The following is a 23,777-nucleotide window of genomic DNA, read 5'->3' as shown; positions in this document are numbered from 1 at the left end:
AAGGTTGGCAATTATTCATGATCACACCTTGACAAGCCTGTGAGGAACAGCGTATTCAGCGCACCGCTCAGAACATTCCTATCACAACAAATTGCTAAGAATATTACAACTCTACCCTTATCGGCTGTGTCAGTAACATTTTTAGCGGTGATATGTGAGCCTGATACGCCAATACTTCCACGCCACACCGTTGCGCCTGTACCAGTAGTTCTGCGTATTGCGCGTCGATATGGCGCGCCGGGGAAACGTCCTCAATCCCCGTGTGCAAAACGGCAAACAACAAAACGGCCCGATGGCCCTCTGCCACGATATGTCGCAGTTCGCGCAGATGCTTTTGCCCGCGGGCCGTCACCGCATCCGGAAAATAGCCTTTACCATGCTGTAAAAGGGTGACGGACTTGACTTCAATATAGCAGTTCGATCTGCCCTTCGCTTGTAGCAGGAAGTCAATTCGGCTTTTTTCCGTGCCATATTTCACTTCAGACTGGCAGTGGTCATAAGAGGAAAATTCTGGAATTACACCGAGATTTATCGCTTCTTTCACCAGTTGATTGGCGCGCAGCGTATTGACGCAGATCCAGTGCCCCTGCTGGGTTTCGGTCAGTTCCCAACTGTGAGGATATTTACGTGTGGGGCTGTCGGACGTGGAATACCACACGGTATCGCCTGGCGTAGCGCAACCGGTCATCGCGCCAGTGTTGGCACAGTGGATGGTCAGCGTCTCACCTTCCGGGGTGATGACATCCGCTAAGAAACGCTTATATCGGGCGATTAAACGGGCCGGTTTGAGTGGCGGGGAGAAATGCATTCAGTCTCCTGTCGGGGTGGATAACGGCCAGCGGGCCAGCACCTGATAGCGGGTTTGGCCCTTTTCGAAGCGCGAGGAGCATAAGACGAAATGGCTCACATCCAGACGCCAGTGAAAACCGCGCGGCGGAAGGGCGACTTTATGGGCCGCGTTGCGTAGCAAGGTGACATGCGGGTGAAACGATGGCGCGCTTTGCGCACAGCCATGTCGTGCCGCCTGGGCGCGCAGCAGGTTGGCCAGTTGCAGTAAACCGCGTGGCGGGCGCTGGCAACCCAGCCACACTACGCCAGGACGGGGCCAGTGTCCGGCATCATCCAGATCGATAGCAAAACCCGGCTGGCTAATCCGTCCGGCGAGTTGTTGCAGGCGCAGCGAGGTTTCATCGCTGACTTCACCGAGGAACGCCAGCGTCAGGTGCAGATTGGCTGCCGCTATCGGGCGTCCGGCGTCTTCGGCAAAGTTTTCGGCTCGCCAGCGCACCAGCTCCTGCTGCAAAGGCGCAGGCAGTTCGAGAGCAAAAAACAGACGTTGGGTGGTCATCGTAGCCTCCGATAATCCGCGCTGGGTGGTACAATGCGCGCCATCTTAGCACAGGCAGAAAGGGAGTTGAGTTTGAGTGAATTACCGGTAAGCGAGGTACTGCCTGAGCTGCTGACCGCGCTGGCGCAAGCGCCACAGGTATTACTGGCAGCACCGACCGGCGCAGGCAAATCCACCTGGTTACCGTTGCAGTTGCTGCAACAGGCGCAACTGCCCGGTCGCATCATTATGCTGGAGCCACGGCGGCTTGCCGCGCGCAACGTGGCGCAGCGGCTGGCGGAGCTGCTCGGTGAACAACCGGGCGGCACGGTGGGGTACCGGATGCGGGGTGAAAACTGCTGCGGGGCGGACACCCGGCTGGAGGTGGTCACCGAAGGTATCCTGACGCGCATGTTGCAGCGCGATCCGATGCTGGACGGTGTTTCGCTGGTGATCCTCGATGAATTCCACGAACGCAGTTTGCAGGCCGATCTGGCGTTAGCGCTGTTGCTGGATGTGCAACAGGGACTGCGCGAGGATCTGAAGATTCTGCTGATGTCGGCGACGCTGGATAATGATCGCCTGCGTGCGCTGCTACCGGACGCCCCCTTTATTGCTTCGGAAGGTCGTAGCTTTCCAGTGACGCGCCGTTTTGCTTCCCTGAATAATCAGCTGCGCTTTGAAGAGGCGGTGGCGCGTGAAGTGGCGCAGCTGTTACGTGAAGAAACAGGTTCATTGTTGCTGTTCCTGCCTGGCGTGGCGGAGATTGAACGGGTGAAACGTGAACTGGAAGCGCGTGTCAGTGAGGATGTCGATCTTTCTCCTTTATATGGTGCGTTGTCACTCGACGCGCAGCGGCGAGCGATCCTGCCGTCCCCGCCTGGGCGTCGCAAAGTGGTGTTGGCGACCAATATCGCGGAAACCAGCCTGACCATTGAGGGCATCCGCCTGGTGGTGGACAGCGCGCTGGAACGCACTGCGCAGTTTGAGGTGCGCAGCGGTGTCACGCGGCTGCAAACCCAACGCATCAGCCAGGCCTCGATGACGCAACGTGCCGGGCGTGCGGGCAGGCTGGAACCGGGGATCTGTCTGCATTTGCTAGCGCAGGAGCAGGCGCTCCGGGCGGCGGCACAAAGTGAGCCGGAAATCCTGCATAGCGATCTGGCGGCCCTGCAAATGGATTTGCTGCAATGGGGCTGCCCGGATGTGGCGCAACTTCGTTGGCTGGATATGCCACCGGCACGTCATCTGCGTGCGGCGCGAACGTTGCTGACCCGCCTGGCGGCGCTGGATGACGCCGGACGCCTGACCGCCGTTGGGCGCAAAATGGCTGAGCTGGGTAACGATCCGCGTCTGTGCGCCATGCTGTGTGCAGCCGGGCAGAATAAGGATGCAATCGCCAGCGCGGCCTTATTGGTGGCTATTCTCGAGGAGCCGCCGCGCAGCGGCAGCGCCGACCTGCGTGACGCGCTGCATCGTCCTCAATCCAGCTGGCAACGGCGCGCCCGTCAGTGGCAACAGCGCCTCAATGCCAGCGGTGGCAACGTTGATGCCGATCTTTTCCCGGCACTGCTGGCCGCCGGGTTTGCCGACCGCCTGGCCCAGCGCCGTGGCAACAGCGCGCGTTATCAACTGGCGAACGGTATTGGGGCGATGCTGGATGAGCAGGATGGCCTGAGCCGCAGCGAATGGCTGATCGCCCCGTCGCTGTTACAAGGGGCCAGCGCTGCCGATGCGCGTATCTTGCTGGCACTGCCGGTGGATATTGAGGCGTTGCGTCAGCAGCGCCCACAACTGGTCGAGCAGCGTACCGATGTGGAGTGGGATGAAGAGAAAGGCACGTTGCGTGCCTGGCGGCGTGAAGTCTCGGGTGCGCTGGTCCTGAAAGCACAGCCGATGTCACGCCCGGAACCGGAGGTATTGCACGCGGCGATGCTGCGTTGGATCCGTGAGAAAGGTCTGTCGGTGCTGGGCTGGACGCCGGAAGCCGAACAGCTGCGCCTGCGTCTGCACTGCGCCGCACAGTGGCTGCCGGACGAGGCGTGGCCCGCTTTTGATGACGAGACGCTGTTGGAGTCGCTGGAAGCATGGCTGTTGCCGGAGATGGGTGGGGTGCGCGACCTGAAGGGGTTGCAGAACGTCAATCTTGTCAGTGCATTATTACATTTGCTGACATGGTCACAACGTCAGCGGCTGGATACTGTGCTGCCAACTCATTACACTGTGCCGACCGGAAGCCGCCTGCCGATTCGCTATGATGCGGAGAAGCCCCCGGCGCTGGCGGTGCGTATTCAGGAGATGTTTGGTGAAGCCAGCAATCCTGCGGTGGCTGAAGGCCGGATACCGTTGGTACTGGAGTTGTTGTCACCGGCGCACCGGCCGTTGCAGATCACCCGTGACCTGGCAGCGTTCTGGCGTGGGGCATATCCTGAAGTGCAGAAAGAGATGAAAGGGCGTTATCCCAAACATCCCTGGCCGGACGATCCGGCCAACGCCTTACCCACGAGGCGGACCAAGAAATTTTCATCGTGACCTCTGGTGACAATTCAGAGGGTTCTGCCATGCGCGGCACGAGAAAGCAGTTAGAGTAACGGCGCAGCCGTAGCTATACCTGGAGAATAACAGCATGTCTGGGAATGATCGCGAACCGATTGGGCGCAAAGGAAAACAGCCCAAACCGCCGCGCAACACCGCGCGTCGGGGTCGCCGCAGGGAACTTGATGATGATATCGATCAGGACGATTTTGATGATGACGAGGAGAGTGAGCCAGTGCCACGCAAAGGTAAAGGAAAGCGCCCGCCGCGCGCGAAACGTCGCTGGTTAGGCTGGTTCATTAAGCTATTTTTGGTTTTTGTCGTGGTGATGGCCGCCTGGGGCGTCTATCTCGACTCGGAAATCCGCAGCCGTATTGACGGTAAAGTGTGGCAACTGCCTGCTGCCGTTTATGGTCGCATGGTCAGTCTTGAGCCGGGCATGGCGTATGACAAAAAAGAGATGATTGCGCTGCTGGAAGGCACGCAGTATCGCGAAGTGTCGCGCATTACCCGCCCTGGTGAGTTCAGCGTCAAAGGCAACACCATCGACCTGCTGCGCCGTCCGTTTGATTTCCCGGACAGCAAAGAAGGCCAGATCCGTGCGCGTATGACGTTCAACGGTGACGAACTGAGCGAGATTAAAAACCTCGAAACCGGACGCGATTTTGGCTTCTTCCGCCTCGATCCGCGCCTGATCACCATGTTGCAATCGCCGAACGGCGAGCAACGTTTGTTCGTGCCGCGTGCCGGTTTCCCGGATCTGCTGGTCGATACGTTGATCGCCACCGAAGACCGCCATTTCTACGAGCATGATGGCATCAGCCCTTACTCGATTGGTCGTGCCTTCCTTGCCAACATTACGGCCGGCAAAGCGGTGCAGGGCGGCAGTACCCTGACGCAGCAGCTGGTCAAAAACCTGTTCCTCACCAACGAGCGTTCGCTGTGGCGTAAAGCGCGTGAAGCCTATATGGCAGTGATCATGGATGCGCGCTACAGCAAAGATCGCATTCTGGAGCTGTACCTCAACGAAGTGTACCTCGGTCAGGCGGGTAACGATCAGATCCGTGGCTTCCCGCTGGCGAGTTTGTACTACTTTGGCCGCCCGGTTGATGAGCTGAGCCTCGATCAACAGGCGATGCTGGTGGGGATGGTGAAAGGCGCATCGCTGTACAATCCGTGGCGTAATCCGCAGCTGGCATTGGAACGTCGTAATCTGGTGCTGCGTTTGCTGCAACAGCAGAAGATCATCGATGAAGATCTGTACAACATGCTGTCGGCGCGCCCATTAGGCGTGCAGCCGAAGGGGGGGGTGATTACCCCGCAGCCCGCCTTTATGCAGATGGTGCGTAACGAGTTGCAGGCGAAACTCGGCGATAAAGTGAAAGATCTCTCCGGCGTGAAGATCTTCACCACACTCGATCCGATTTCGCAGGATGCGGCAGAAAAAGCGGTTGAAGATGGCATTCCGACGCTGAAAAAACAGCGTGGCCTGAAAGATCTGGAAACCGCGATGGTGGTGGTTGACCGCTTCAGCGGTGAAGTGCGGGCGATGGTGGGCGGTTCCGATCCGCAGTTCGCCGGTTACAACCGTGCGTTGCAGGCACGCCGCTCCATCGGTTCGTTGGCTAAACCGGCCACTTACCTGACCGCGTTAAGCCAGCCGAACAGCTACCGTCTGAATAGCTGGATTGCTGATGAACCGATCGCCCTGAAACAACCGAATGGCACGGTGTGGAAGCCGCTCAACGATGATCTTCGCTTCAGTGGCAAAGTGATGCTGGTGGACGCACTGACCAACTCGATGAACGTGCCGACAGTAAACCTGGGTATGACGCTGGGGCTGAACTCGGTGGTCGATACCTGGACCAAGCTTGGCGTGCCGAAAGACCAGCTCCATCCGGTTCCGGCGATGCTGCTGGGTGCGCTTAACCTGACGCCGATTGAAGTGGCGCAGGCGTTCCAGTCCATCGCCAGTGGCGGTAATCGTGCTGAGCTGTCGGCGGTGCGTTCGGTGATTGCCGAAGATGGCACCGTGCTGTACCAGAGCTTCCCACAGGCGCAGCGTGTGGAACCGGCGCAGGCGGCATATCTGACGTTGTACAGCATGCAGCAGGTGGCGGATCACGGTACGGCGCGTGCGCTGGGTGCGCGTTTCCCGAATGCGCATCTGGCGGGTAAAACCGGTACCACGAATGACCTGATCGATAGCTGGTTCGCCGGTATTGACGGCAAAGAAGTGGCGATCACCTGGGTTGGACGCGATAACAACCAGACGACGAAACTGTACGGTGCCAGTGGCGCAATGCAGCTGTATCGCCGCTATCTGGATAACCAGGCTCCGATGCCGCTGGTGTTGACGCCGCCGGAAGATATCACTCAGATGAACATCGATTCGGCCGGTAACTTTGTCTGTGGTTCGGGCAGCAGTACCTGGCGCTCACTGCCGGTCTGGACGCTTGATCCTAACTCGCTGTGCCAGCAACAGCAGCAGCAGGTTCAGCAGCAGCAACAGTTGCAACAGCAGCAACAGGAAGAGCAGAAAGACAGCAACGGCGTGGCTGGCTGGATCAAAGAGATGTTTGGCAACAACTAAGTTGCTGAATCTTAAAAAAAGGGTGCTTCGGCACCCTTTTTTATAGATGTGAAAATGAGCGAACGTGCGGCAAACGCACCGCTATCAGGCTTTAAATCTTGCGGATCTTGCGCGATATCGCCTAAAATCCAACCTTTCTAATAATCATTCTCGTTTACATTCGCCTGCGTCGATTACTTTTCGAGAGATTCCTGATATGAATGCGCGTTTTCCCTTTGTTGATCCGCGCGGAGCGTCTACCAAACGCCCGATCGCGTTACTGATTTCAATAGCCCTTGGCACTCTGAGCGCGCAAGCGCTGGCTGAAGATACCGTAGTCGTCACCGCTGATGGTGGTTCTGCGGCACCTCAGGAGAGTGCGTGGGGACCGGCCCCGACCATCGCTGCAAAACGCAGTGCCACGGCCACCAAAACCGACACGCCTATCGAGAAGACCCCGCAGTCGGTTTCGGTGGTGACGCAGGAAGAGATGGCGATGCACAATGTCCAGTCGGTCAAACGTGCTTTCAGTTACACCCCAGGGATCAGCGATAACCGTGGCAGCTCGGATGTGATCGATGCTTTCTCGATTCGCGGCTTTAGTGAAGTCAATACCAACCAGTACCTCGATGGCCTGAAATTGCAGGCTGATAACTACTCTGAGTTCGCTATTGATCCTTACTTCCTTGAGCGCGCTGAATTGCTGCGTGGCCCGGCGTCGGTGCTGTACGGCAAAAGCAACCCCGGTGGTGTGGTGTCATTGGTGAGTAAGCGCCCGACCCAGGAAACGCTGCGTGAAGTGCAGTTCCAGATGGGCACCGATAACCGTTTCTCTACCGGTTTTGATTTCGGTGGCGCGCTGGATGACAGTGGCGTCTACAGCTATCGACTGACCGGCCTGGCGCGCAGCCAGGATGCGCAGCAGGAGATGAACAAAGAGAAGCGCTACACTATCGCACCTTCCTTTAGCTGGCGTCCTGATGCCAATACCCGTTTTGACCTGTTGACCTATTTCCAGAACGAACCGGAAACCGGCTACTACGGCTGGCTGCCGCGTGAAGGTACGGTGGTACCGATCACCCGTGCCGACGGCAGCCAGTTCAAACTGCCGACCAATTTTGATGAAGGCGAACCGAGCAACAAGATTGCGCGCAACACCAAAATGGTGGGTTACAGCTTTGAGCACAGCTTCAACGATACCTGGACGGTGCGCCAGAATCTGCGCTATGCCGACCTGCGTACCGATTATCGCAGCATCTACGGTAGCGGTTACGATCCTTCGACTGAGATGATTAACCGTGGGTATGCGCGTTCCAATGAGAAGCTCAATCAGTTCGCGGTCGACACACAGGCGCAGGCGAAATTCCTGACTGGTGCTGTGGATCATACCCTGTTGATGGGCGTGGATTATCAGCGTACCCGTAACGATATTGATGCGGTATATGCCGGTGCCGAGCCGATTAGCCCGTTCAATCCGCAATACGGCAATGATGCGATGGTGGGGACGCCGTTCCCTTATCAGTACCTGAACCGCCAGGAGCAGACCGGCCTCTACACCCAGGATCAGATGGAGTGGAACCGCTGGGTGCTGACATTGGGTGGCCGCTACGATTACGCCATGACCTCAGCGCTGAACCGTAATGGCAACAGCGAAGAGAAAAACCACGATCAGGCGTTTACCTGGCGTGGGGGGCTGAACTACGTATTTGATAACGGTATCGCCCCGTACTTCAGCTATAGCGAATCCTTTATCCCGACACCGGGCACCACCGCAGACGGGCAGCCGTTTGATCCTTCGCGCGCCAAACAGTATGAAGCCGGGGTGAAATACGTACCGAAAGATCGTCCGATTGTTATCACCGCCGCAGTGTATCAGCTGACCAAAAGCAAGAACCTGACTGCCGATCCGAATAACCTCAACTTCAGCGTGCAGAGCGGTGAGATCCGTTCGCGTGGGGTGGAGCTGGAAGCCAAGGCGGCTCTGACCGCCAATATCAACCTGACGGCGGGCTATAGCTATACCGATGCGGAATACACCCATGATACCGATTTGCAGGGCAAAACCCCGGTACAGGTGCCGAAACAGACCGCTTCATTGTGGAGTGATTACACTTTCCACGAAACCGCACTTTCTGGTCTGACACTGGGGGCCGGCGTGCGCTATACCGGTGCCAGCAAAGGGCTATACAGCAGCGGTGCTAACGAAAACCAAAACTTCGATGTGAAGGGCTATACCGTGGTTGATGCCGCAGTGAAATATGATCTCGCGCGCTTTGGCCTGCCGGGTTCATCACTGGGTATCAACGTCAACAACCTGTTTGATCGCGAATATGTTGCCAGCTGCTATCGCGAATATGCCTGCTACTGGGGCAGCGATCGCCAGATTGTTGGTACTGCAACCTTCCGTTTCTGATAGAAAAGGGCGCATTGTGCGCCCGTAACGCCAGGGATTACCATGCAGCATCCGCACCACGAAGAAACCACCTTTACGCTGGATAACGTCAGTTTTCGCGTGCCGGGACGCACGCTGCTTCATCCGCTCTCATTGACCTTCACGCCGGGTAAAGTCACGGCTTTGATTGGACATAACGGTTCGGGAAAATCCACGCTGCTGAAAATGCTGGGACGCCATCAGGCGGCAAGTGCTGGTCGCGTGTTACTGAACGGCGAAGCGGTAGATCAGTGGGGCAGCAAGGATTTTGCCCGTCAGGTGGCGTATCTGCCGCAGCAGTTACCGGCGGCAGAAGGCATGACGGTGCGCGAGCTGGTGGCGATTGGGCGTTATCCGTGGCACGGGGCGCTGGGGCGTTATGGTCAGGAAGATCGTGACCGTGTAGAAGAAGCGATAGCGCTGGTCGGGCTGAAGCCGTTCGCCGGACGACTGGTGGATAGCCTGTCTGGCGGTGAACGTCAGCGCGCCTGGCTGGCGATGCTGGTAGCGCAAAACAGCCGCTGCCTGCTGTTGGATGAACCCACCTCAGCGCTGGATATTGCCCATCAGGTTGAAGTGCTGGCTTTGATCCAGCGTCTCAGCCAGGAGCGGGGCTTAACGGTGATTGCGGTGCTGCATGATATCAATATGGCGGCGCGTTATTGCGACCGGCTGGTGGCGTTGCGCGGTGGTGAAATGATTGCCGAAGGGGGACCAGAGGTGATCATGCAGGCCGATGTGCTGGGCAGCATTTATGGCATCCCGATGGGGATTCTGCCGCATCCGCAGGGCGGTGCGCCCGTCAGTTTCGTTTACTGAGGCCCGTGATGCTGGATATTTCTCGCCGTCGTTTGCTGGCGGCGCTGGCGTTGTCGCCGCTGATGAAGCTCGCGCCGCTGCACGCGGCGTTGCCGGATACCCAACGCATTCTGGCGCTGGAGTGGTTACCCACGGAGTTGTTGATGGCGCTGGGCGTCGTACCGCTTGGCGTGGCAGACATGGTTAACTATCGGGTGTGGGTGGGGGAGCCGGAACTGCCTGCCACCACCATCGATCTTGGTCTGCGCACCGAACCCAATCTGGAGTTGATGACCCAGCTTAATCCCTCTTTGATTCTGCATTCCAATGGCTATGGTCCCTCTGCCGAAACCTTGTCACGCATCGCGCCCACTATGGGGTTTGATCTGAACAGCGGCGATGGCAAACCGTTAAGTACCGCCAGAAAATCTTTGCATGAATTGGGCGCGCGCATTGGTCGTCAAGCGCAGGCGGTGCAACATTTGCAGTATGTCGATAGCGTGCTGGCGGCAGCGCGTGAGCGGCTAAAACCCTGGGCGGGACGGCCGATTCTGCTGATGTCATTGCTGGACAGCCGTCATGCCATTACCTTCGGCAAAGGCAGCCTGTTCCTGGAAGTGATGGACAATCTTGGTTTGCAAAGCGCCTGGCAGGGTGAAACCAATTTTTGGGGCAGCGCCGTTATCGGGCTGGAGCGTCTGGCGGCGGTAGGGGATGTGCCGGTGATCTGCTTCGACCACGATAATGAGTTGCAGATGCAGGAAGTGATGCGCACGGCATTATGGCAGGCGCTGCCGTTTATCCGTGCCGGGCATTTTCAGCGGGTGCCTGCCGTCTGGTATTACGGTGCCACTTACTCGGCACTGAAATTTATCCGCGTGCTGGAACACGCGCTGGAGTCGCACTGATGCGCAATCGTCTGTTTTCCGTCGCGCTATTGAGTGCGTTGTTCCTGCTGGCGTTGACCTTAACCCTGATCAATTTTCGCCAGGCCTTGCCGATGGCGCAGTGGGCGCAGGCGTTTGTTGCGCCGGACGTCAACAATATCCAACAGGTGGTGTTTCATCACAGCCTGTTGTCACGTCTGGCGCTGGCGTTGTTGGTCGGGGCTGGATTGGGGCTGGCGGGTTTGCTGTTTCAGCAGGTGCTGCGCAACCCTCTGGCAGAACCTACCACGCTGGGAGTTTCGTCCGGCGCCCAACTGGGCCTGACGGTCGCAACCTTGTGGCAACTGCCTGGCGGTGCCGTGACGCAGCAGTTCGCTGCAATGGGCGGTGCAGTGGTGGTTGGTATTCTGGTCTTCGGGGTTGCCTGGGGTAAACGGCTTTCGCCAGTGACCTTGATTCTCGCCGGATTGGTGCTCAGCCTGTACGTTGGTGCGGTCAATCAAATCTTTGCCATCTTTAATCATGACCAGTTGCAGAACATGTTCCTGTGGAGCACGGGCGCGCTCAACCAACTGGATGGTCACAACGTTGCGTTACTGTGGCCGCGTCTGCTGCTGGCCTTTGTGTTGGCGCTGGCGTTGCTGCGTCCACTGACCCTGATGGGCCTGGATGATGGTGTCGCGAAAAACCTCGGGCTGGCACTCTCGCTGGCGCGCGTAGCGGCGCTGGCACTGGCGATTTTGCTGAGCGCGCAACTGGTTAATGTCGCCGGTATCATCGGCTTCATTGGTTTGTTTGCCCCTCTGCTGGCGAAGATGCTCGGTGGCCGTCGTTTAATCAGCCGGATGCTGCTGTCCCCGCTGATCGGTGCGCTGCTGCTGTGGCTGGCGGACCAATGCGTGTTGTGGCTGACCAACCATTGGCGCGAAGTCTCTACCGGTACGGCAACGGCACTGATCGGCGTGCCGATTCTACTGTGGCTGTTGCCGCGTCTGCGTACCGGTTCGGTGCCGCCACCCCTTAATCAGGGCGATAAAGTGCCTGCCGAACGCCAGGCCGTATTGCGTTGGTGCCTGTGCGGCGTCGTGGTGTTGGCGCTGCTGGGCCTGGTGGGTGTGGCCTTTGGCCGTGATGCGCACGGCTGGGCGTGGGTCAGCGGTGATATGCTGCATCAATTGCTGCCGTGGCGTGCACCGCGCGTGTTGGCCGCCATAATGGTCGGACTGATGCTTGGCGTGGCAGGGGCGTTGATTCAGCGTTTAACCGGTAACCCGATGGCCAGCCCGGAAGTGTTAGGCATCAGTTCTGGTGCCGCCTGTGGCGTGGTGGTGATGCTGTTTTTCGTGCCCGGCAATGCGGTGGCCTGGCTGTTACCGGCAGGTGCGTTGGGCGCAGCGTTGACGCTGTTGACCATTATGCTGGTCGCCAGCCGCGGCGGTTTTTCGCCGGAACGCATGCTACTGGCGGGCATGGCCCTCAATAGTGCCTTTGTGACCTTGCTGATGCTGCTGATGGCGAGCGGTGATCCGCGTATGGGTGGGTTACTCAGTTGGATCTCTGGTTCGACCTACAACATCACCCTGCATCAGGCATTACAAAGCGCGGTGTGTGCCGTGGTACTGGTGGCATTAGCCCCGTTGGCGAGCCGCTGGTTAACGCTGCTGCCGCTGGGGAGTGCGACGGCGCGTTCGGCAGGGATGGCGCTGACCACTTCGCGGCTCGCCCTGTTGCTGCTGGCGGCCGCATTAACCGCTACCGCGACCTTAACCATTGGACCGTTAAGTTTTGTCGGGTTGATGGCACCGCATATCGTGCGCATGCTGGGCTTCCGCCGTGCCTTACCACAGGTGTTGATGGCCGGTTTGCTCGGCGCGGTGTTGATGGTGTTTGCTGACTGGTGTGGCCGTATGCTGGCATTCCCGGATCAAATCCCGGCGGGCCTGATGGCCACTTTCTTTGGCGCGCCATACTTTATCTGGCTGCTGAGGCGGGCGTAGCGGCGCGATTTATCGCGCGGGTTTTCGACAGAGCAAATCAGGGCACCTTGCGGTGCCCTGATGCATTACAGCTGCGCGAAGCAGCGGCGTGCGGCATCGATGGTGCGCTGAATATCTTCCTGGCTGTGCGCCAGTGACATAAAGCCCGCCTCGAAGGCGGAAGGGGCCAGATAGACGCCTTCCTGCAACATCAGATGGAAGAAACGCTTGAAGCGTTCGACATCGCACCTGGTCACGTCCTGATAGCAGGTCACGCTGTCGGCATCGGTGAAGAAAAGGCCAAACATGCCACCAACGTGGTTGATTACCAACGGGATGTTTTCTGCTTGCGCTGCTGCCAGCAAGCCTTCCGCCAGTTGCGTGGTCAGGTCAGTCAGGGTTTGATGGGTGCCGGGCTGGGCAATCTGCGTCAGGCAGGCAAAACCGGCAGCCATCGCAATTGGGTTACCGGACAAGGTTCCTGCCTGGTAGACCGGACCAGTCGGTGCCAGCGCTTCCATGACATCACGACGCCCACCAAATGCGCCCACTGGCATACCGCCACCGATGATTTTACCCAGGCAGGTCAGATCCGGCGTCACCTCGTAGTACGCTTGCGCGCCACCGAGGGCCACACGGAAACCGGTCATCACCTCATCGATAATCAGCAGCGCGCCAAACTCATCACACAATGCGCGCAGGCCCGGCAGGAAGTCCGGTTGCGGCGGAATGCAGTTCATATTACCCGCTACCGGCTCGACGATGATGCAGGCGATATCTGTCGGATACTGTTCAAACGCGCTGCGCACCGAGGCCAGATCGTTATAGTTACAGGTCAGGGTATGTTTGGCGAAATCTGCCGGAACACCCGGCGAGTTCGGCTGACCGAGGGTCAATGCACCGGAACCGGCTTTCACCAGCAGGCAGTCAGCATGGCCGTGGTAGCAGCCTTCAAATTTGATGATTTTGTCGCGATGGGTAAAACCACGCGCCAGACGAATGGCGCTCATGGTGGCTTCAGTGCCGGAGTTGACCATGCGCACCATGTCCATGCTCGGCACCAGTTCGCAGACCAGCTGCGCCATTTTGACTTCCATCTCGGTCGGTGCACCGAAGCTCAGGCCACGAGAGGCGGCTTCAATCACCGCGTTGCGGATGGTGGCGTTGTTATGGCCGAGTACCATCGGACCCCAGGATCCGACATAGTCGATATAGGCTTTGCCGTCGGCATCGTACAGATAAGCGCCATCGGCGTGTTCAATGAACAGCGGCACACCGCCTACACCGGTAAATGCGCGTACCGGGGAGTTCACACCGCCAGGGATCAGGCGTTGCGCTTCGGCAAACAGGTTTTCTGACTTACTCATTCTACGGCTCCTGCTGTGTCTTAAAAAAACTCGCGCCATTCTACGGGAAGATAGGCATGAGGTGAAAGGCAGCCGCGCGCTAAAGGCGTATCATCGCTATACTTTAGGGCATAACAGGCGGCACGCAGTGCGAAGGGCAACACTTGATTGCACTGTGCGGCTGGCAGATAATAGCGTGATTGAGGTCGTTTTCTGACCTGGACGTTTACCCGGAGTAAAAGATGAGTGACGATGTAGCAGCACTGCCTTTGCAATTCACCGATGCAGCAGCGAAAAAAGTGAAGAATCTGATCGCGGATGAAGAAAATCCGGAGCTGAAATTGCGTGTTTACATCACCGGTGGTGGCTGTAGCGGCTTCCAGTACGGTTTTACTTTCGACGATCAAATGAACGACGGCGACATGACCATTGAAAAACAGGGCGTGGCGCTGGTGGTGGATCCGATGAGCCTGCAATATCTGGTGGGTGGGTCGGTTGATTACACCGAAGGGCTGGAAGGCTCACGTTTCATCGTGACCAACCCGAACGCCAAAACCACCTGCGGCTGTGGTTCTTCTTTCAGTATCTGATTGCACTGGCCGCCGTTCTGGCGGCCGGTTACCACTCTACCGTCACTAACTGTGACCCCTCGTTGTGCTCCAATGCGCTGTGCATCACCCGTGGTTGGGCGCTGGCCTGGCGGCCGCAATCAATCGCGGGTAGGGATTGCGTATTGGGACGTGAGATATCACAGCGAGAGAAAATCGTCAGCGAAACGGCAATAGAGCCGGTGGTGGAGGCCGCACCAATCGGTGCAGCGATCACAAGCCCTATGGCCAGTAGCAAAGCTCTGGTCATGTTGAATTCCTGGTGTAGTCAAAATTGCGCTTTGCGCAAAAAGGGCACAGAGCATACGTGGCTGCCGTGCCTTGTTACTTGATTAACGACAATTTTTGCTGATTCTTTAATCAATTTTGGTACTGTTTTTCGCCGGATGAAGCACCGCACAGAGCTGCTGAGCTGCCAGCAACAGGCGTGGTCCTGGTCGACTCAGCCAGTCATCATTAATGGCAATCACCGGAACCGCCAACTGCGGTTGCCAGAACTGCGCGATACTGGCGGCCTGTGCGGCTTTGCCGCCGATCACTATCGCCTGTGGGTGCCGTGCCAGCACCTGCTCGCGGCTGACCTGCGGCCAGCTCACCGTGCTATCGGCAAAGATATTGCGGCCTCCACACAGTTCAATCACTGCATTTTGCAGTGTATTGCGTGAGGCGGTAAACAACGGTTGTTGTCCAAACTGCAAAAAAATGCGGACCGGCGGTTGCTGCTGGTATTGCTGGCGCAGCTGCATTTCCTGCGCGCGTAACGCCTGAGCCGCATCTTCTGCCTGTTGTGGATGCGGGCTCCAGCGTCGCAGATCCGCCAATGCATCGATCATCTGATCAAGGGTCTGCGGATCGATCCACTCCACCTTAATGCCCAGCCGTTGCAGTTGTTCGACCTGGCGCTGAGGATTGCCACCGCGCCACGCCAGCACCACATCCGGTTTAAGCTGCACAATCCGCTCGATCCTGATGCCTTGCCAGTTTGCCACTTGCTCCAGCGATGCGGCACTGGCGGGATAATCTGACCAGGCGCTGACCGCCACTGGCGTGATACCGGCGGCGAACGCCAACTCGGTCAGGTGCGGCGCTAAGGTGATAACGCGTGGGGTTGCGGCAAGCAGGCTGCTGCAAAACAGCAGCAGCCCGACAAGCCAGGTCGATTTAACCACGGGCCAGTTGTGCCAGCAGGTTTTCCACCATCAGAGAGGATTGCTTCGCTGCAACGCTGAGGAACTCATCGAAGCTGAGATGCGATTCCTGGTCGGCGACATCAGAGATGGCGCGCACCACCACAAAAGGCACCTTGAATTGATGGCATACATGACCAATCGCAGTGGCTTCCATTTCGACGGCAATCGCCTGTGGGAAGGTGTGGCGAATGCGCGCCAGCGGCTCGGCACCATTAATAAAGGCATCACCGCTCACCACCAAGCCACGCACTGCGTTGAGATCCAGCTGCTTGATCACCTGCTCAGCGGCGGCAATCAGTTTATCATCGGCAATGAACGCCGCCGGGCAACCGGCCATCTGGCCCGGTTCGTAACCGAAAGCGGTAACGTCTGCATCGTGGTAACGCACTTCGTCGGATACTACGATATCGCCGACTTTCAGCGTTGGTGCCAGACCGCCAGCAGAACCGGTGTTGATGACGACATCCGGCTTGCACAGTTCCAGCAGTAACGTTGTACCCAGTGCTGCTGCGGTTTTACCAATGCCCGATTTCAGCAGGGCAACCTCAACGCCATTCAGCGTGCCAGTGTAAATTTCGCACCCGGCCAGCGTCAGCGTCTGACGGTTTTCAATTTTGTCACGCAGCAGGGTAACTTCCTGCTCCATCGCGCCAATAATGCCTGCTTTCATAAAAGAGTCTCGCTAATGTTGTGGATGTAAACCGCAAAAGTGAGGCATAGTCTATCATGGCTGTCAGAGGAAGAATTCACGAAAAAATAAGGGGTAATTATGGCGACGATCAATTTCAGGAAGAAGATCAGCTTCACCCGCCCCTATACCAGCCGTAAAGATCCCGAAGGGGAATACTTTATTACCCGCCATTTTGAAAGCGATCGTGGGCGTATCATTAATTCGGCCGCGATTCGTCGTCTGCAACAAAAAACCCAGGTCTTTCCGCTGGAGCGGAATGCCGCGGTGCGTTCACGTCTGACCCATTCTCTCGAAGTGCAACAAACCGGACGTTATATCGCGAAAGAAGTGCTGCAAACCCTGAAAACCCAGGGGGGAGGGCTGGCGAAATATGGCCTTGATGAGCTGGAAGGTGCCTTTGAAAGCCTGATTGAGATGGCCTGTCTGCTGCATGATGTTGGCAATCCGCCCTTTGGTCACTTCGGTGAGGCCGCTATCAATGACTGGTTTGATGATAATTTACCGGCTGAATTGGTGGATCCGCTGGTGGCTGGGGTAGAAAACGAGGTGCAGCGGGCCGATTTTGACCGGTTAAATGCAATGATTCGTCAGGATTTGTGCCACTTCGAAGGCAATGCGCAGGCGATTCGCATGGTCCATACCTTGCTACAACTGAACCTCAGTTATGCTCAGGTGGCCTGTATTTTAAAATATACCGCCCCCGCCTGGTGGCAAGGCGATAAACCGGCTGAGTTCAGCGTATTAATGAAAAAGCCGGGTTTTTATTTATCCGAAAGGGAATATGTCGCCGATCTTCGTGCGGCTACCGATATTCCTGAACATCATCGCTATCCCCTTACCTGGATAATGGAAGCCGCTGACGATATTTCTTATTGCATTGCCGATCTCGATGATGCGGTAGAAAAAGACATCTTTAATGTCGACACGCTGTACGATTATTTGCTCAAAGCCTGGGGGCCGGTAAAACCTGGTGATGCATTCAGCCGCACCATTGGTGAAGCGTGGAAAGAAGCCTGCCAGAAGAAATGGCGCACCAAAGGCGACCAGTTTTTTATGGCGCTACGTGTTAACGTGCAAAACGTGTTAGTCAGTCATGCCGTACGGCGCTTTATCGATAACTTACCGGCTATTTTTACAGGGAATTTTAATCATGCTCTGCTGGAGGATGATGGTGAGGAAGGGCGTCTGTTGATGTTATTTAAAACGGTTGCGCGCCAGCAGGTGTTTAATCATCCCGAAGTCGAACAACTGGAATTGCAAGGCTATCGTGTCATTAAAGGGTTACTGGAAATTTATCAGTCATTAATGTTGCTCGATTATGAGCAGTTTACCACCCTGATGAATGATGATTTCTTAGCCAAACATCCGATTGAGACCCGTCTGTTTCATAAACTATCCGGGAAACATCGCAAAGCTTATCAGCAAAAAATGCGAACCTTAATTGTGGCGCATAAATATGAACGCCTGCTGTGGGAACGCTATTATCGTTCACGCCTGATTCAGGACTATATCAGCGGAATGACGGATCTTTATGCCTGGGATGAGTACCGCCGTTTGATGGCGGTAGAATAAGAGAAGTTTTGTAAAGACGAAGAATAATTTTTTACTTTTACCCAAAACTTTATCAGGAACTTCGCGCTTACAATTTAATCTCATCATCACGACCACAGCAATGGTCCGGACGTAAATCTTATATGAGACACAGATGAATGAAAAAAAGCACATTAATGTTAAGTGCACTGGCACTTAGTCTTGGCATGGCGTTAAGCCCTGTCAGTGTTTTCGCGGCGGAGACAGCTTCTTCCTCCAGCCAACAGCTGCCCAGCCTGGCACCGATGCTGGAAAAAGTGATGCCTTCCGTGGTGAGTATCAGCGTGGAAGGGAGCACCACGGTGAAGACCCCGCGTATGTCACAGCAATTCCAGCAGTTCTTTGGTGATAACTCACCGTTCTGCCAGGATGGTTCGCCGTTCCAAAGCTCACCGATGTGCCAGGGGGGTGGTGGTGATAACAGCGGCGGCGGTGATAACACTCAGCAGGAGAAATTCCGCGCGTTGGGTTCAGGCGTGGTGATCAATGCTGATAAAGGCTACGTGGTGACTAACAACCATGTGGTTGAAAATGCGACAAAAATCCAGGTGCAGTTGAGTGATGGCCGCCGTTATGATGCGAAAGTCATTGGTAAAGATCCGCAGTCGGATATTGCGCTGATCCAGCTGAAAGATGCGAAAAACCTGACGGCGATTAAGATTGCCGATTCAGATAACCTGCGCGTGGGCGATTACACCGTAGCGATCGGTAACCCCTATGGTCTGGGCGAAACCGTGACTTCGGGTATCGTTTCAGCACTGGGTCGCAGCGGCCTGAACGTTGAGAACTATGAAAACTTTATCCAGACCGATGCTGCGATCAACCGTGGTAACTCGGGTGGTGCGTTGGTGAACCTTAACGGTGAACTGATTGGTATCAACACCGCGATCCTGGCTCCGGACGGCGGTAACATCGGTATTGGTTTTGCCATCCCGAGTAATATGGTGAAAAACCTCAGTGCGCAGATGGTCGAGTATGGCCAGGTGAAACGCGGTGAGCTGGGGATCATGGGTACCGAGCTGAACTCCGAGCTGGCGAAAGCGATGAAAGTCGATGCGCAGCGTGGTGCCTTTGTAAGCCAGGTTCTGCCGAATTCCGCTGCCGCGAAAGCGGGCATTAAAGCCGGTGATGTGGTGGTGTCGATGAATGGCAAACCGCTGACCAGCTTCTCAGCACTGCGTGCTGAAGTCGGTTCACTGCCGGTTGGCACCAAGCTGCAACTCGGTCTGCTGCGTGACGGCAAACCAGTAAGCGTCACTGTGGAGTTGCAGCAGAGCACTCAGGATAAAGTACAGTCCGCTACGATCTATACCGGCATTGAAGGTGCAGATCTGAGTAATGTCGACAGCAACGGCCAGAAAGGCGTGCGAGTTGATAGCGTGAAACCGGGCAGTGCCGCGGCGCGCATCGGCCTGAAAAAAGGCGATGTGATTCTCGGTGTGAACCAGCAGTCGGTGGCGAATCTGGGCGAACTGCGCAAGATCCTCGACACCAAACCTTCGGTACTGGCGTTGAATGTCCAGCGCGGCGACAACAGCCTGTACCTGCTGATGCAGTAATCTCTTGTAGCTAAGCAAAGGCGGACTTCGGTCCGCCTTTTTTATGCAGAAAATGTAACGACGCGATTTAACGCGCGGTTTTGCACCTGGTGCCAAAATTCGCACGATAAATCGTGCCGCCACAAGCATCACAGATGTGACCTCCCCCGCAATTCCCGCAATCTCTATCCGGCTATGTGCAGTTGCACAATGCCAGCCGTTAAGCGGGCGCGTATTCTGTCGGCAGTTCCTTTTATCTGGAGTGATTAATGGCCACCTATCATCTTGATGCGCGACTGGCTCAGGACATTGTTGCCCGCACCATGAAAATTATTGACAGCAATGTCAACGTGATGGATGCCCGTGGCCGCATCATTGGCAGTGGCGACCGCGAGCGTATTGGCGAATTGCACGAAGGTGCGCTGCTGGTACTGTCGCAGGGTAGGGTTGTAGACATCGATGAAGCGGTGGCTAAGCATCTGCATGGTGTACGCCCGGGGATTAACTTGCCGCTGCGTATTGATGGTGAAATCGTAGGTGTAATCGGTCTGACCGGGCAACCCGTAGCGTTACGGCATTACGGTGAACTGGTTTGCATGACCGCAGAGATGATGCTGGAACAGGCACGGCTGCTGCATATGCTGGCCCAGGATAGCCGCCTGCGCGAGGAGTTGGTTCTCAACCTGGTACGCAGCGAAACCCTGTCACCGGCGTTGAGCGAATGGGCGCAACGGCTGGGTATCGATCTTAATCAACCGCGTGTGGTTGCGGTGGTCGAGGTGGACAGCGGGCAACTTGGTGTCGATAGCGCCATGTCGGAATTGCAGCAACTGCAAACGCTGCTGACCACCCCCGAGCGCGATAACCTGATTGCCATTGTCTCGCTCACCGAAATGGTGGTACTGAAACCGGCACTGAATGCGCACGGTGGCTATGATCAGGACGATCATCGGCGTCGGGTTGAGCAGTTATTACAACGTATGAAAGAGAGCGGGCATCTGCGCATGCGTATTGCGCTGGGGAACTATTTTACCGGTCCCGGCAGCATCGCACGTTCCTATCGTACCGCCCGTACCACCATGATGGTCGGCAAACAGCGTATGCCGGAACAACGCAGCTATTTCTATCAGGATTTGGTGTTGCCGGTACTGCTCGATAGCTTACGCGGTGGCTGGCAGGCCAATGAGTTGGCCCGACCGCTGGCGAAACTGAAAAATATGGATAGCAATGGTTTGCTGCGGCGTACCTTAATCGCCTGGTTCAGCCATAACGTACAACCCAGCGCTACGGCGCGTGCGCTGTTTATCCATCGTAATACGCTGGAATATCGTCTGAATCGTATCTCGGAACTCACCGGGTTGAATCTCGGCAACTTTGACGATCGCCTGTTATTGTACGTGGCATTGCAACTTGATGAGCAGGGCGGATGAAACGGGCTGGGATACTGGCGTTCGCGCTATGGTTATGTAGTGGTTTTGGCCAGGCGACTGAGCTGGCTTTTCTCTCGCTGAGTGATTTACAGCAGGTTAAGCAACAACTGGCGCAGCACCGGGCTGCGTCGCCAACGCTGGCGGCGTGGCAACAATTACAGCGGGAAGCGCAACAGGCGTTGAAGCATCCTGATCCCAGCGTCATTGATAAAGGGCTGTTACCGCCAGGCGGTTCGAAGCATGACTATCTCAGTCTGAGCGCCTATTGGTGGCCAGACGCGTCGCAACCCGCTGGCCTGCCGTGGCTGCGACGCGACGGTGTGGTGAATCCAGCCAGCAAAAATGATCAGAGCGATGGTGTCCGGTTGGCACGCTTTAGCGCCGATGTGCAGGCACTGACGCTTGCCTGGTACTTCTCCGGTGAGCAGCGTTATGCCGATAAAGCACAGTCGCTGGTGCGTCACTGGTTTATCGATCCTGCCAGTCGAATGAATCCCAACCTTAACTTTGCGCAGGGTGTCCCTGGGATAGCGGATGGACGTCATACCGGGGTGCTCGACGGGCGCTATTTTGCAACCCGAGTAGTGGATGCCTTGCAGTTACTGAGAACCTCTCCAGGTTGGCAAGCGGCCGATCAGCAGGGGGTAGAACGCTGGTTTCGCGACTATCTGCATTGGTTACAGCATAGCCCGCTCGCACAACAGGAAGCGGCAGCGCCCAATAATCACGGTAGCTGGTACTGTACCCAGCTGGCGGGCATCGCCTGGTATCTTGGGGATAATGCTGCGGTGCGGGCGATGGTGACCCTGGCGCGTGGTAAAATTGATCAACAGATCCGGGCCGATGGCAGTCAACCCTATGAACTGGCGCGCACCCGATCTTTTCATTACAGCTATTTTAATTTGCAGGCGCTGACCGCCCTCGCGCAGCTGGCACAAAAAAGTGGCAACGGTGATCTCTGGCATTACCAGAACGCGCAGGGCGGATCGTTACTCGCCGCGTTGGCGGCGCTCGCCCCTTATAGCGATCCGGTTAAACCCTGGCCGTGGAAAAACCGCGATCGTGTCAGCCAGAGGATCATTCCTTTGTTGTCGTTGGCGGATAACAGTCTGCACCAAACGCGCTGGGAATCCGCCATCGCCCGCACTGACTGGACCGCCTTTAGCGGTTCAGCGCGCGGGGCTGTAGAGCAGGCGCAGCGTGATACCTGGTTGATTTCGTTGCCTTATGGGCAGAAAAAAGGCCAGCAATAGCTGGCCTGAGAAAAGCGTGAGGCGAAATTAACGACCGTTGCGAGTCAGTTTATCGAGGTCGGATTCAATCTCAGCGATCTTATTAGACACCACGTTTTCCAGATGACGCAGATCGGCCAGGATTTTGCGTTTCAGATCGACTTCAACCTGATCACGCTGGCAAATCTGATCCAGCTCATCAATCACATAACGCAGGTTAGGGCTGATTTCCTGAACTTCTTTGTAACCCTGGCTGCTGTGGTCGGCAACCACGGTTTTGCGCTGACGTGGGTATTTGAACTTCACGCTTTTCGCGAAGAACTCACCTTTATCTTTGCGGAAATAGATTTTCAGGATGTCGTTATTGGCTTCCTGACGCAGGCTGTAACGGTCAATGTCTTCAGGGGTGCTGATACCTAAGCTTTTCAGGTTGTCATACATAGCTTTATATTCCATCAAAAGTGTGGGGAGCGCGCAGGACTATCATCATTCGGGATGCGGCTAAAACGCAGCAACCAGCTTAATCAACTGTAGACAAAAATCGGGATGAATATCGCGCGGCCTGAGTTAACTGGCGCGGATTATGACCTGTTTGAAAAATAAACGCACTTGTTAATTCGCGGTGAGAAACAGGTTGTTTGGCAGGCAGTGTAAAGAAAAAATTACGGGCCTGATTACAGACCCGTCGGATTAGTTAATTTAAGGCAAATTCGCCTTAGTCGATGGTGCGCAGCAGCTCGTTAATACCGACTTTGCCACGGGTTTTCGCATCAACTTTCTTCACGATGACCGCGCAGTACAGGCTGTAGCTGCCATCTTTAGAAGGCAAGTTGCCTGAAACTACGACTGAGCCAGCCGGTACGCGACCGTAATGCACTTCGCCAGTTTCGCGGTCATAGATTTTGGTGCTCTGGCCGATGTAGACGCCCATTGAAATCACGGAACCTTCTTCCACGATTACGCCTTCAACGATTTCTGAACGCGCACCGATAAAGCAGTTGTCTTCGATGATGGTCGGGTTAGCCTGGAGCGGCTCCAGAACACCGCCGATACCGACGCCGCCAGACAGGTGAACGTTTTTACCGATCTGCGCGCAGGAACCTACGGTTGCCCAGGTATCAACCATTGAACCTTCGTCAACGTAAGCACCGATGTTCACGTAAGAAGGCATCAGCACGGTATTGCGGGCGATAAATGCGCCCTGACGCACCGCTGCCGGAGGAACAACGCGGAAACCTTCTTTCTTGAAGCGCGCTTCGTCCCAGTTGGCGAATTTCATCGGGACTTTGTCGTAGAAACGGGTTTCTGCGCCTTCCATTACCTGGTTGTCATTGATGCGGAACGACAGCAGAACTGCTTTCTTCAGCCACTGATGCGTTACCCACTCACCGTTGATCTTTTCCGATACGCGCAGTTCACCGCTGTCCAGCAGACCGATGACCTGGTTGATGGCTTCACGAGTGACGCTGTCCACGCTGGTTGGCGTGATATCGGCGCGGCGCTCAAAGGCAGATTCAATAACGCTCTGTAACTGTTGCATGATTAATTCCTGATTCTGTCATACTAAATTGATTGTTTAAGGCAGATTCCGTAGCGGCGCGATTTATCGCGCAGGTTTATCCAAAC

General features: G+C 56.2%; 19 protein-coding genes. 11 read left to right on the top strand and 8 right to left on the bottom strand.

Annotated features, from left to right (window positions below; translation table 11 throughout):
- Nucleotides 1-103: 103 nt before the first annotated feature.
- Together sfsA and thpR are read right to left on the bottom strand one after the other, a co-directional pair.
- Nucleotides 104-808 (bottom strand): DNA/RNA nuclease SfsA, encoded by a 705-nt coding sequence (gene sfsA / locus L579_RS12990; protein WP_021184686.1) that lies wholly within the window; start codon nt 806-808, stop codon nt 104-106.
- On the bottom strand, nt 809-1,348 hold the full coding sequence (gene thpR, locus L579_RS12985; protein ID WP_021184685.1) for an RNA 2',3'-cyclic phosphodiesterase: 540 nt from the start codon (nt 1,346-1,348) through the stop codon (nt 809-811).
- 33 nt (nt 1,349-1,381) lie between these two features.
- Here thpR and hrpB point away from each other — a divergent pair, with 33 nt between their 5' ends.
- The 6 genes from hrpB to fhuB all read left to right on the top strand — a co-directional run bounded on the left by hrpB (nt 1,382) and on the right by fhuB (nt 12,547).
- The gene (gene hrpB / locus L579_RS12980) at nt 1,382-3,859 is read left to right on the top strand and encodes an ATP-dependent helicase HrpB (RefSeq protein WP_036626620.1); all 2,478 of its coding nucleotides are present in this window, start codon (nt 1,382-1,384) and stop codon (nt 3,857-3,859) included.
- A gap of 94 nt (nt 3,860-3,953) precedes the next feature.
- The gene (mrcB, locus tag L579_RS12975) at nt 3,954-6,455 is read left to right on the top strand and encodes a bifunctional glycosyl transferase/transpeptidase (protein WP_021184683.1); all 2,502 of its coding nucleotides are present in this window, start codon (nt 3,954-3,956) and stop codon (nt 6,453-6,455) included.
- Between the two features lie 196 nt (nt 6,456-6,651).
- Nucleotides 6,652-8,847 (top strand): ferrichrome porin FhuA, encoded by a 2,196-nt coding sequence (fhuA, locus tag L579_RS12970; protein WP_021184682.1) that lies wholly within the window; start codon nt 6,652-6,654, stop codon nt 8,845-8,847.
- A 42-nt stretch (nt 8,848-8,889) separates the two neighbouring features.
- Nucleotides 8,890-9,684: a Fe3+-hydroxamate ABC transporter ATP-binding protein FhuC gene (gene fhuC / locus L579_RS12965; protein ID WP_021184681.1), complete on the top strand. Its 795-nt coding sequence runs from the start codon at nt 8,890-8,892 to the stop codon at nt 9,682-9,684.
- An 8-nt stretch (nt 9,685-9,692) separates the two neighbouring features.
- Nucleotides 9,693-10,571 (top strand): Fe(3+)-hydroxamate ABC transporter substrate-binding protein FhuD, encoded by an 879-nt coding sequence (gene fhuD, locus L579_RS12960; protein ID WP_021184680.1) that lies wholly within the window; start codon nt 9,693-9,695, stop codon nt 10,569-10,571.
- On the top strand, nt 10,571-12,547 hold the full coding sequence (gene fhuB / locus L579_RS12955) for a Fe(3+)-hydroxamate ABC transporter permease FhuB (protein ID WP_021184679.1): 1,977 nt from the start codon (nt 10,571-10,573) through the stop codon (nt 12,545-12,547). The genes fhuD and fhuB overlap by 1 nt, the downstream gene beginning before the upstream one ends.
- 65 nt (nt 12,548-12,612) lie before the next feature.
- On the opposite strand, the gene hemL is transcribed toward fhuB, so the two are convergent.
- Complete coding sequence (gene hemL / locus L579_RS12950; protein ID WP_021184678.1) at nt 12,613-13,893, bottom strand: glutamate-1-semialdehyde 2,1-aminomutase; 1,281 nt, start codon at nt 13,891-13,893, stop codon at nt 12,613-12,615.
- Between the two features lie 221 nt (nt 13,894-14,114).
- Between hemL and erpA the strand changes: the two genes are divergently transcribed.
- Nucleotides 14,115-14,462, top strand: coding sequence for an iron-sulfur cluster insertion protein ErpA (erpA, locus tag L579_RS12945; protein ID WP_013507930.1), 348 nt, complete (start codon nt 14,115-14,117; stop codon nt 14,460-14,462).
- 28 nt (nt 14,463-14,490) lie between these two features.
- On the opposite strand, the gene L579_RS12940 is transcribed toward erpA, so the two are convergent.
- The 3 genes from L579_RS12940 to mtnN form a co-directional block, all read right to left on the bottom strand.
- The gene (locus tag L579_RS12940) at nt 14,491-14,730 is read right to left on the bottom strand and encodes a hypothetical protein (protein ID WP_036626618.1); all 240 of its coding nucleotides are present in this window, start codon (nt 14,728-14,730) and stop codon (nt 14,491-14,493) included.
- A 106-nt stretch (nt 14,731-14,836) separates the two neighbouring features.
- The gene (btuF, locus tag L579_RS12935) at nt 14,837-15,649 is read right to left on the bottom strand and encodes a vitamin B12 ABC transporter substrate-binding protein BtuF (RefSeq protein ID WP_021184676.1); all 813 of its coding nucleotides are present in this window, start codon (nt 15,647-15,649) and stop codon (nt 14,837-14,839) included.
- Entirely contained in the window at nt 15,642-16,340 is a 699-nt protein-coding gene (gene mtnN / locus L579_RS12930; RefSeq protein ID WP_021184675.1) for a 5'-methylthioadenosine/S-adenosylhomocysteine nucleosidase, read from the bottom strand. Before mtnN ends, btuF begins: the two co-directional genes overlap by 8 nt.
- A 99-nt stretch (nt 16,341-16,439) precedes the next feature.
- On the opposite strand from mtnN, the gene dgt reads away from it, so the two are divergent.
- The 4 genes from dgt to L579_RS12910 all read left to right on the top strand — a co-directional run bounded on the left by dgt (nt 16,440) and on the right by L579_RS12910 (nt 22,172).
- Nucleotides 16,440-17,933, top strand: coding sequence for a dGTPase (dgt, locus tag L579_RS12925; protein WP_021184674.1), 1,494 nt, complete (start codon nt 16,440-16,442; stop codon nt 17,931-17,933).
- 137 nt (nt 17,934-18,070) lie between these two features.
- Nucleotides 18,071-19,510, top strand: coding sequence for a serine endoprotease DegP (gene degP / locus L579_RS12920; RefSeq protein WP_036626616.1), 1,440 nt, complete (start codon nt 18,071-18,073; stop codon nt 19,508-19,510).
- A gap of 248 nt (nt 19,511-19,758) precedes the next feature.
- On the top strand, nt 19,759-20,919 hold the full coding sequence (locus tag L579_RS12915; RefSeq protein ID WP_021184673.1) for a CdaR family transcriptional regulator: 1,161 nt from the start codon (nt 19,759-19,761) through the stop codon (nt 20,917-20,919).
- Nucleotides 20,916-22,172, top strand: coding sequence for an alginate lyase family protein (locus tag L579_RS12910; RefSeq protein ID WP_021184672.1), 1,257 nt, complete (start codon nt 20,916-20,918; stop codon nt 22,170-22,172). The genes L579_RS12915 and L579_RS12910 overlap by 4 nt, the downstream gene beginning before the upstream one ends.
- A gap of 27 nt (nt 22,173-22,199) precedes the next feature.
- Here L579_RS12910 and L579_RS12905 read toward each other — a convergent pair whose 3' ends face one another.
- Nucleotides 22,200-22,592, bottom strand: a complete 393-nt coding sequence (locus L579_RS12905) for a DUF3461 family protein (RefSeq protein WP_021184671.1) — start codon at nt 22,590-22,592, stop codon at nt 22,200-22,202.
- Between the two features lie 274 nt (nt 22,593-22,866).
- Nucleotides 22,867-23,691 carry a 2,3,4,5-tetrahydropyridine-2,6-dicarboxylate N-succinyltransferase gene (gene dapD / locus L579_RS12900; RefSeq protein WP_013507939.1) on the bottom strand — a complete coding sequence of 275 codons (825 nt, stop codon included), beginning with the start codon at nt 23,689-23,691 and terminating at the stop codon, nt 22,867-22,869.
- Nucleotides 23,692-23,777 lie beyond the last annotated feature (86 nt).

Origin of the sequence: Pantoea sp. AS-PWVM4, assembly GCF_000468095.1 — a bacterium.
GTDB classification, from domain to species: domain Bacteria; phylum Pseudomonadota; class Gammaproteobacteria; order Enterobacterales; family Enterobacteriaceae; genus Pantoea; species Pantoea phytobeneficialis.
Note: the sequence above shows the minus strand (reverse complement) of the source record. Positions and strands in the feature narration are given on the sequence as shown.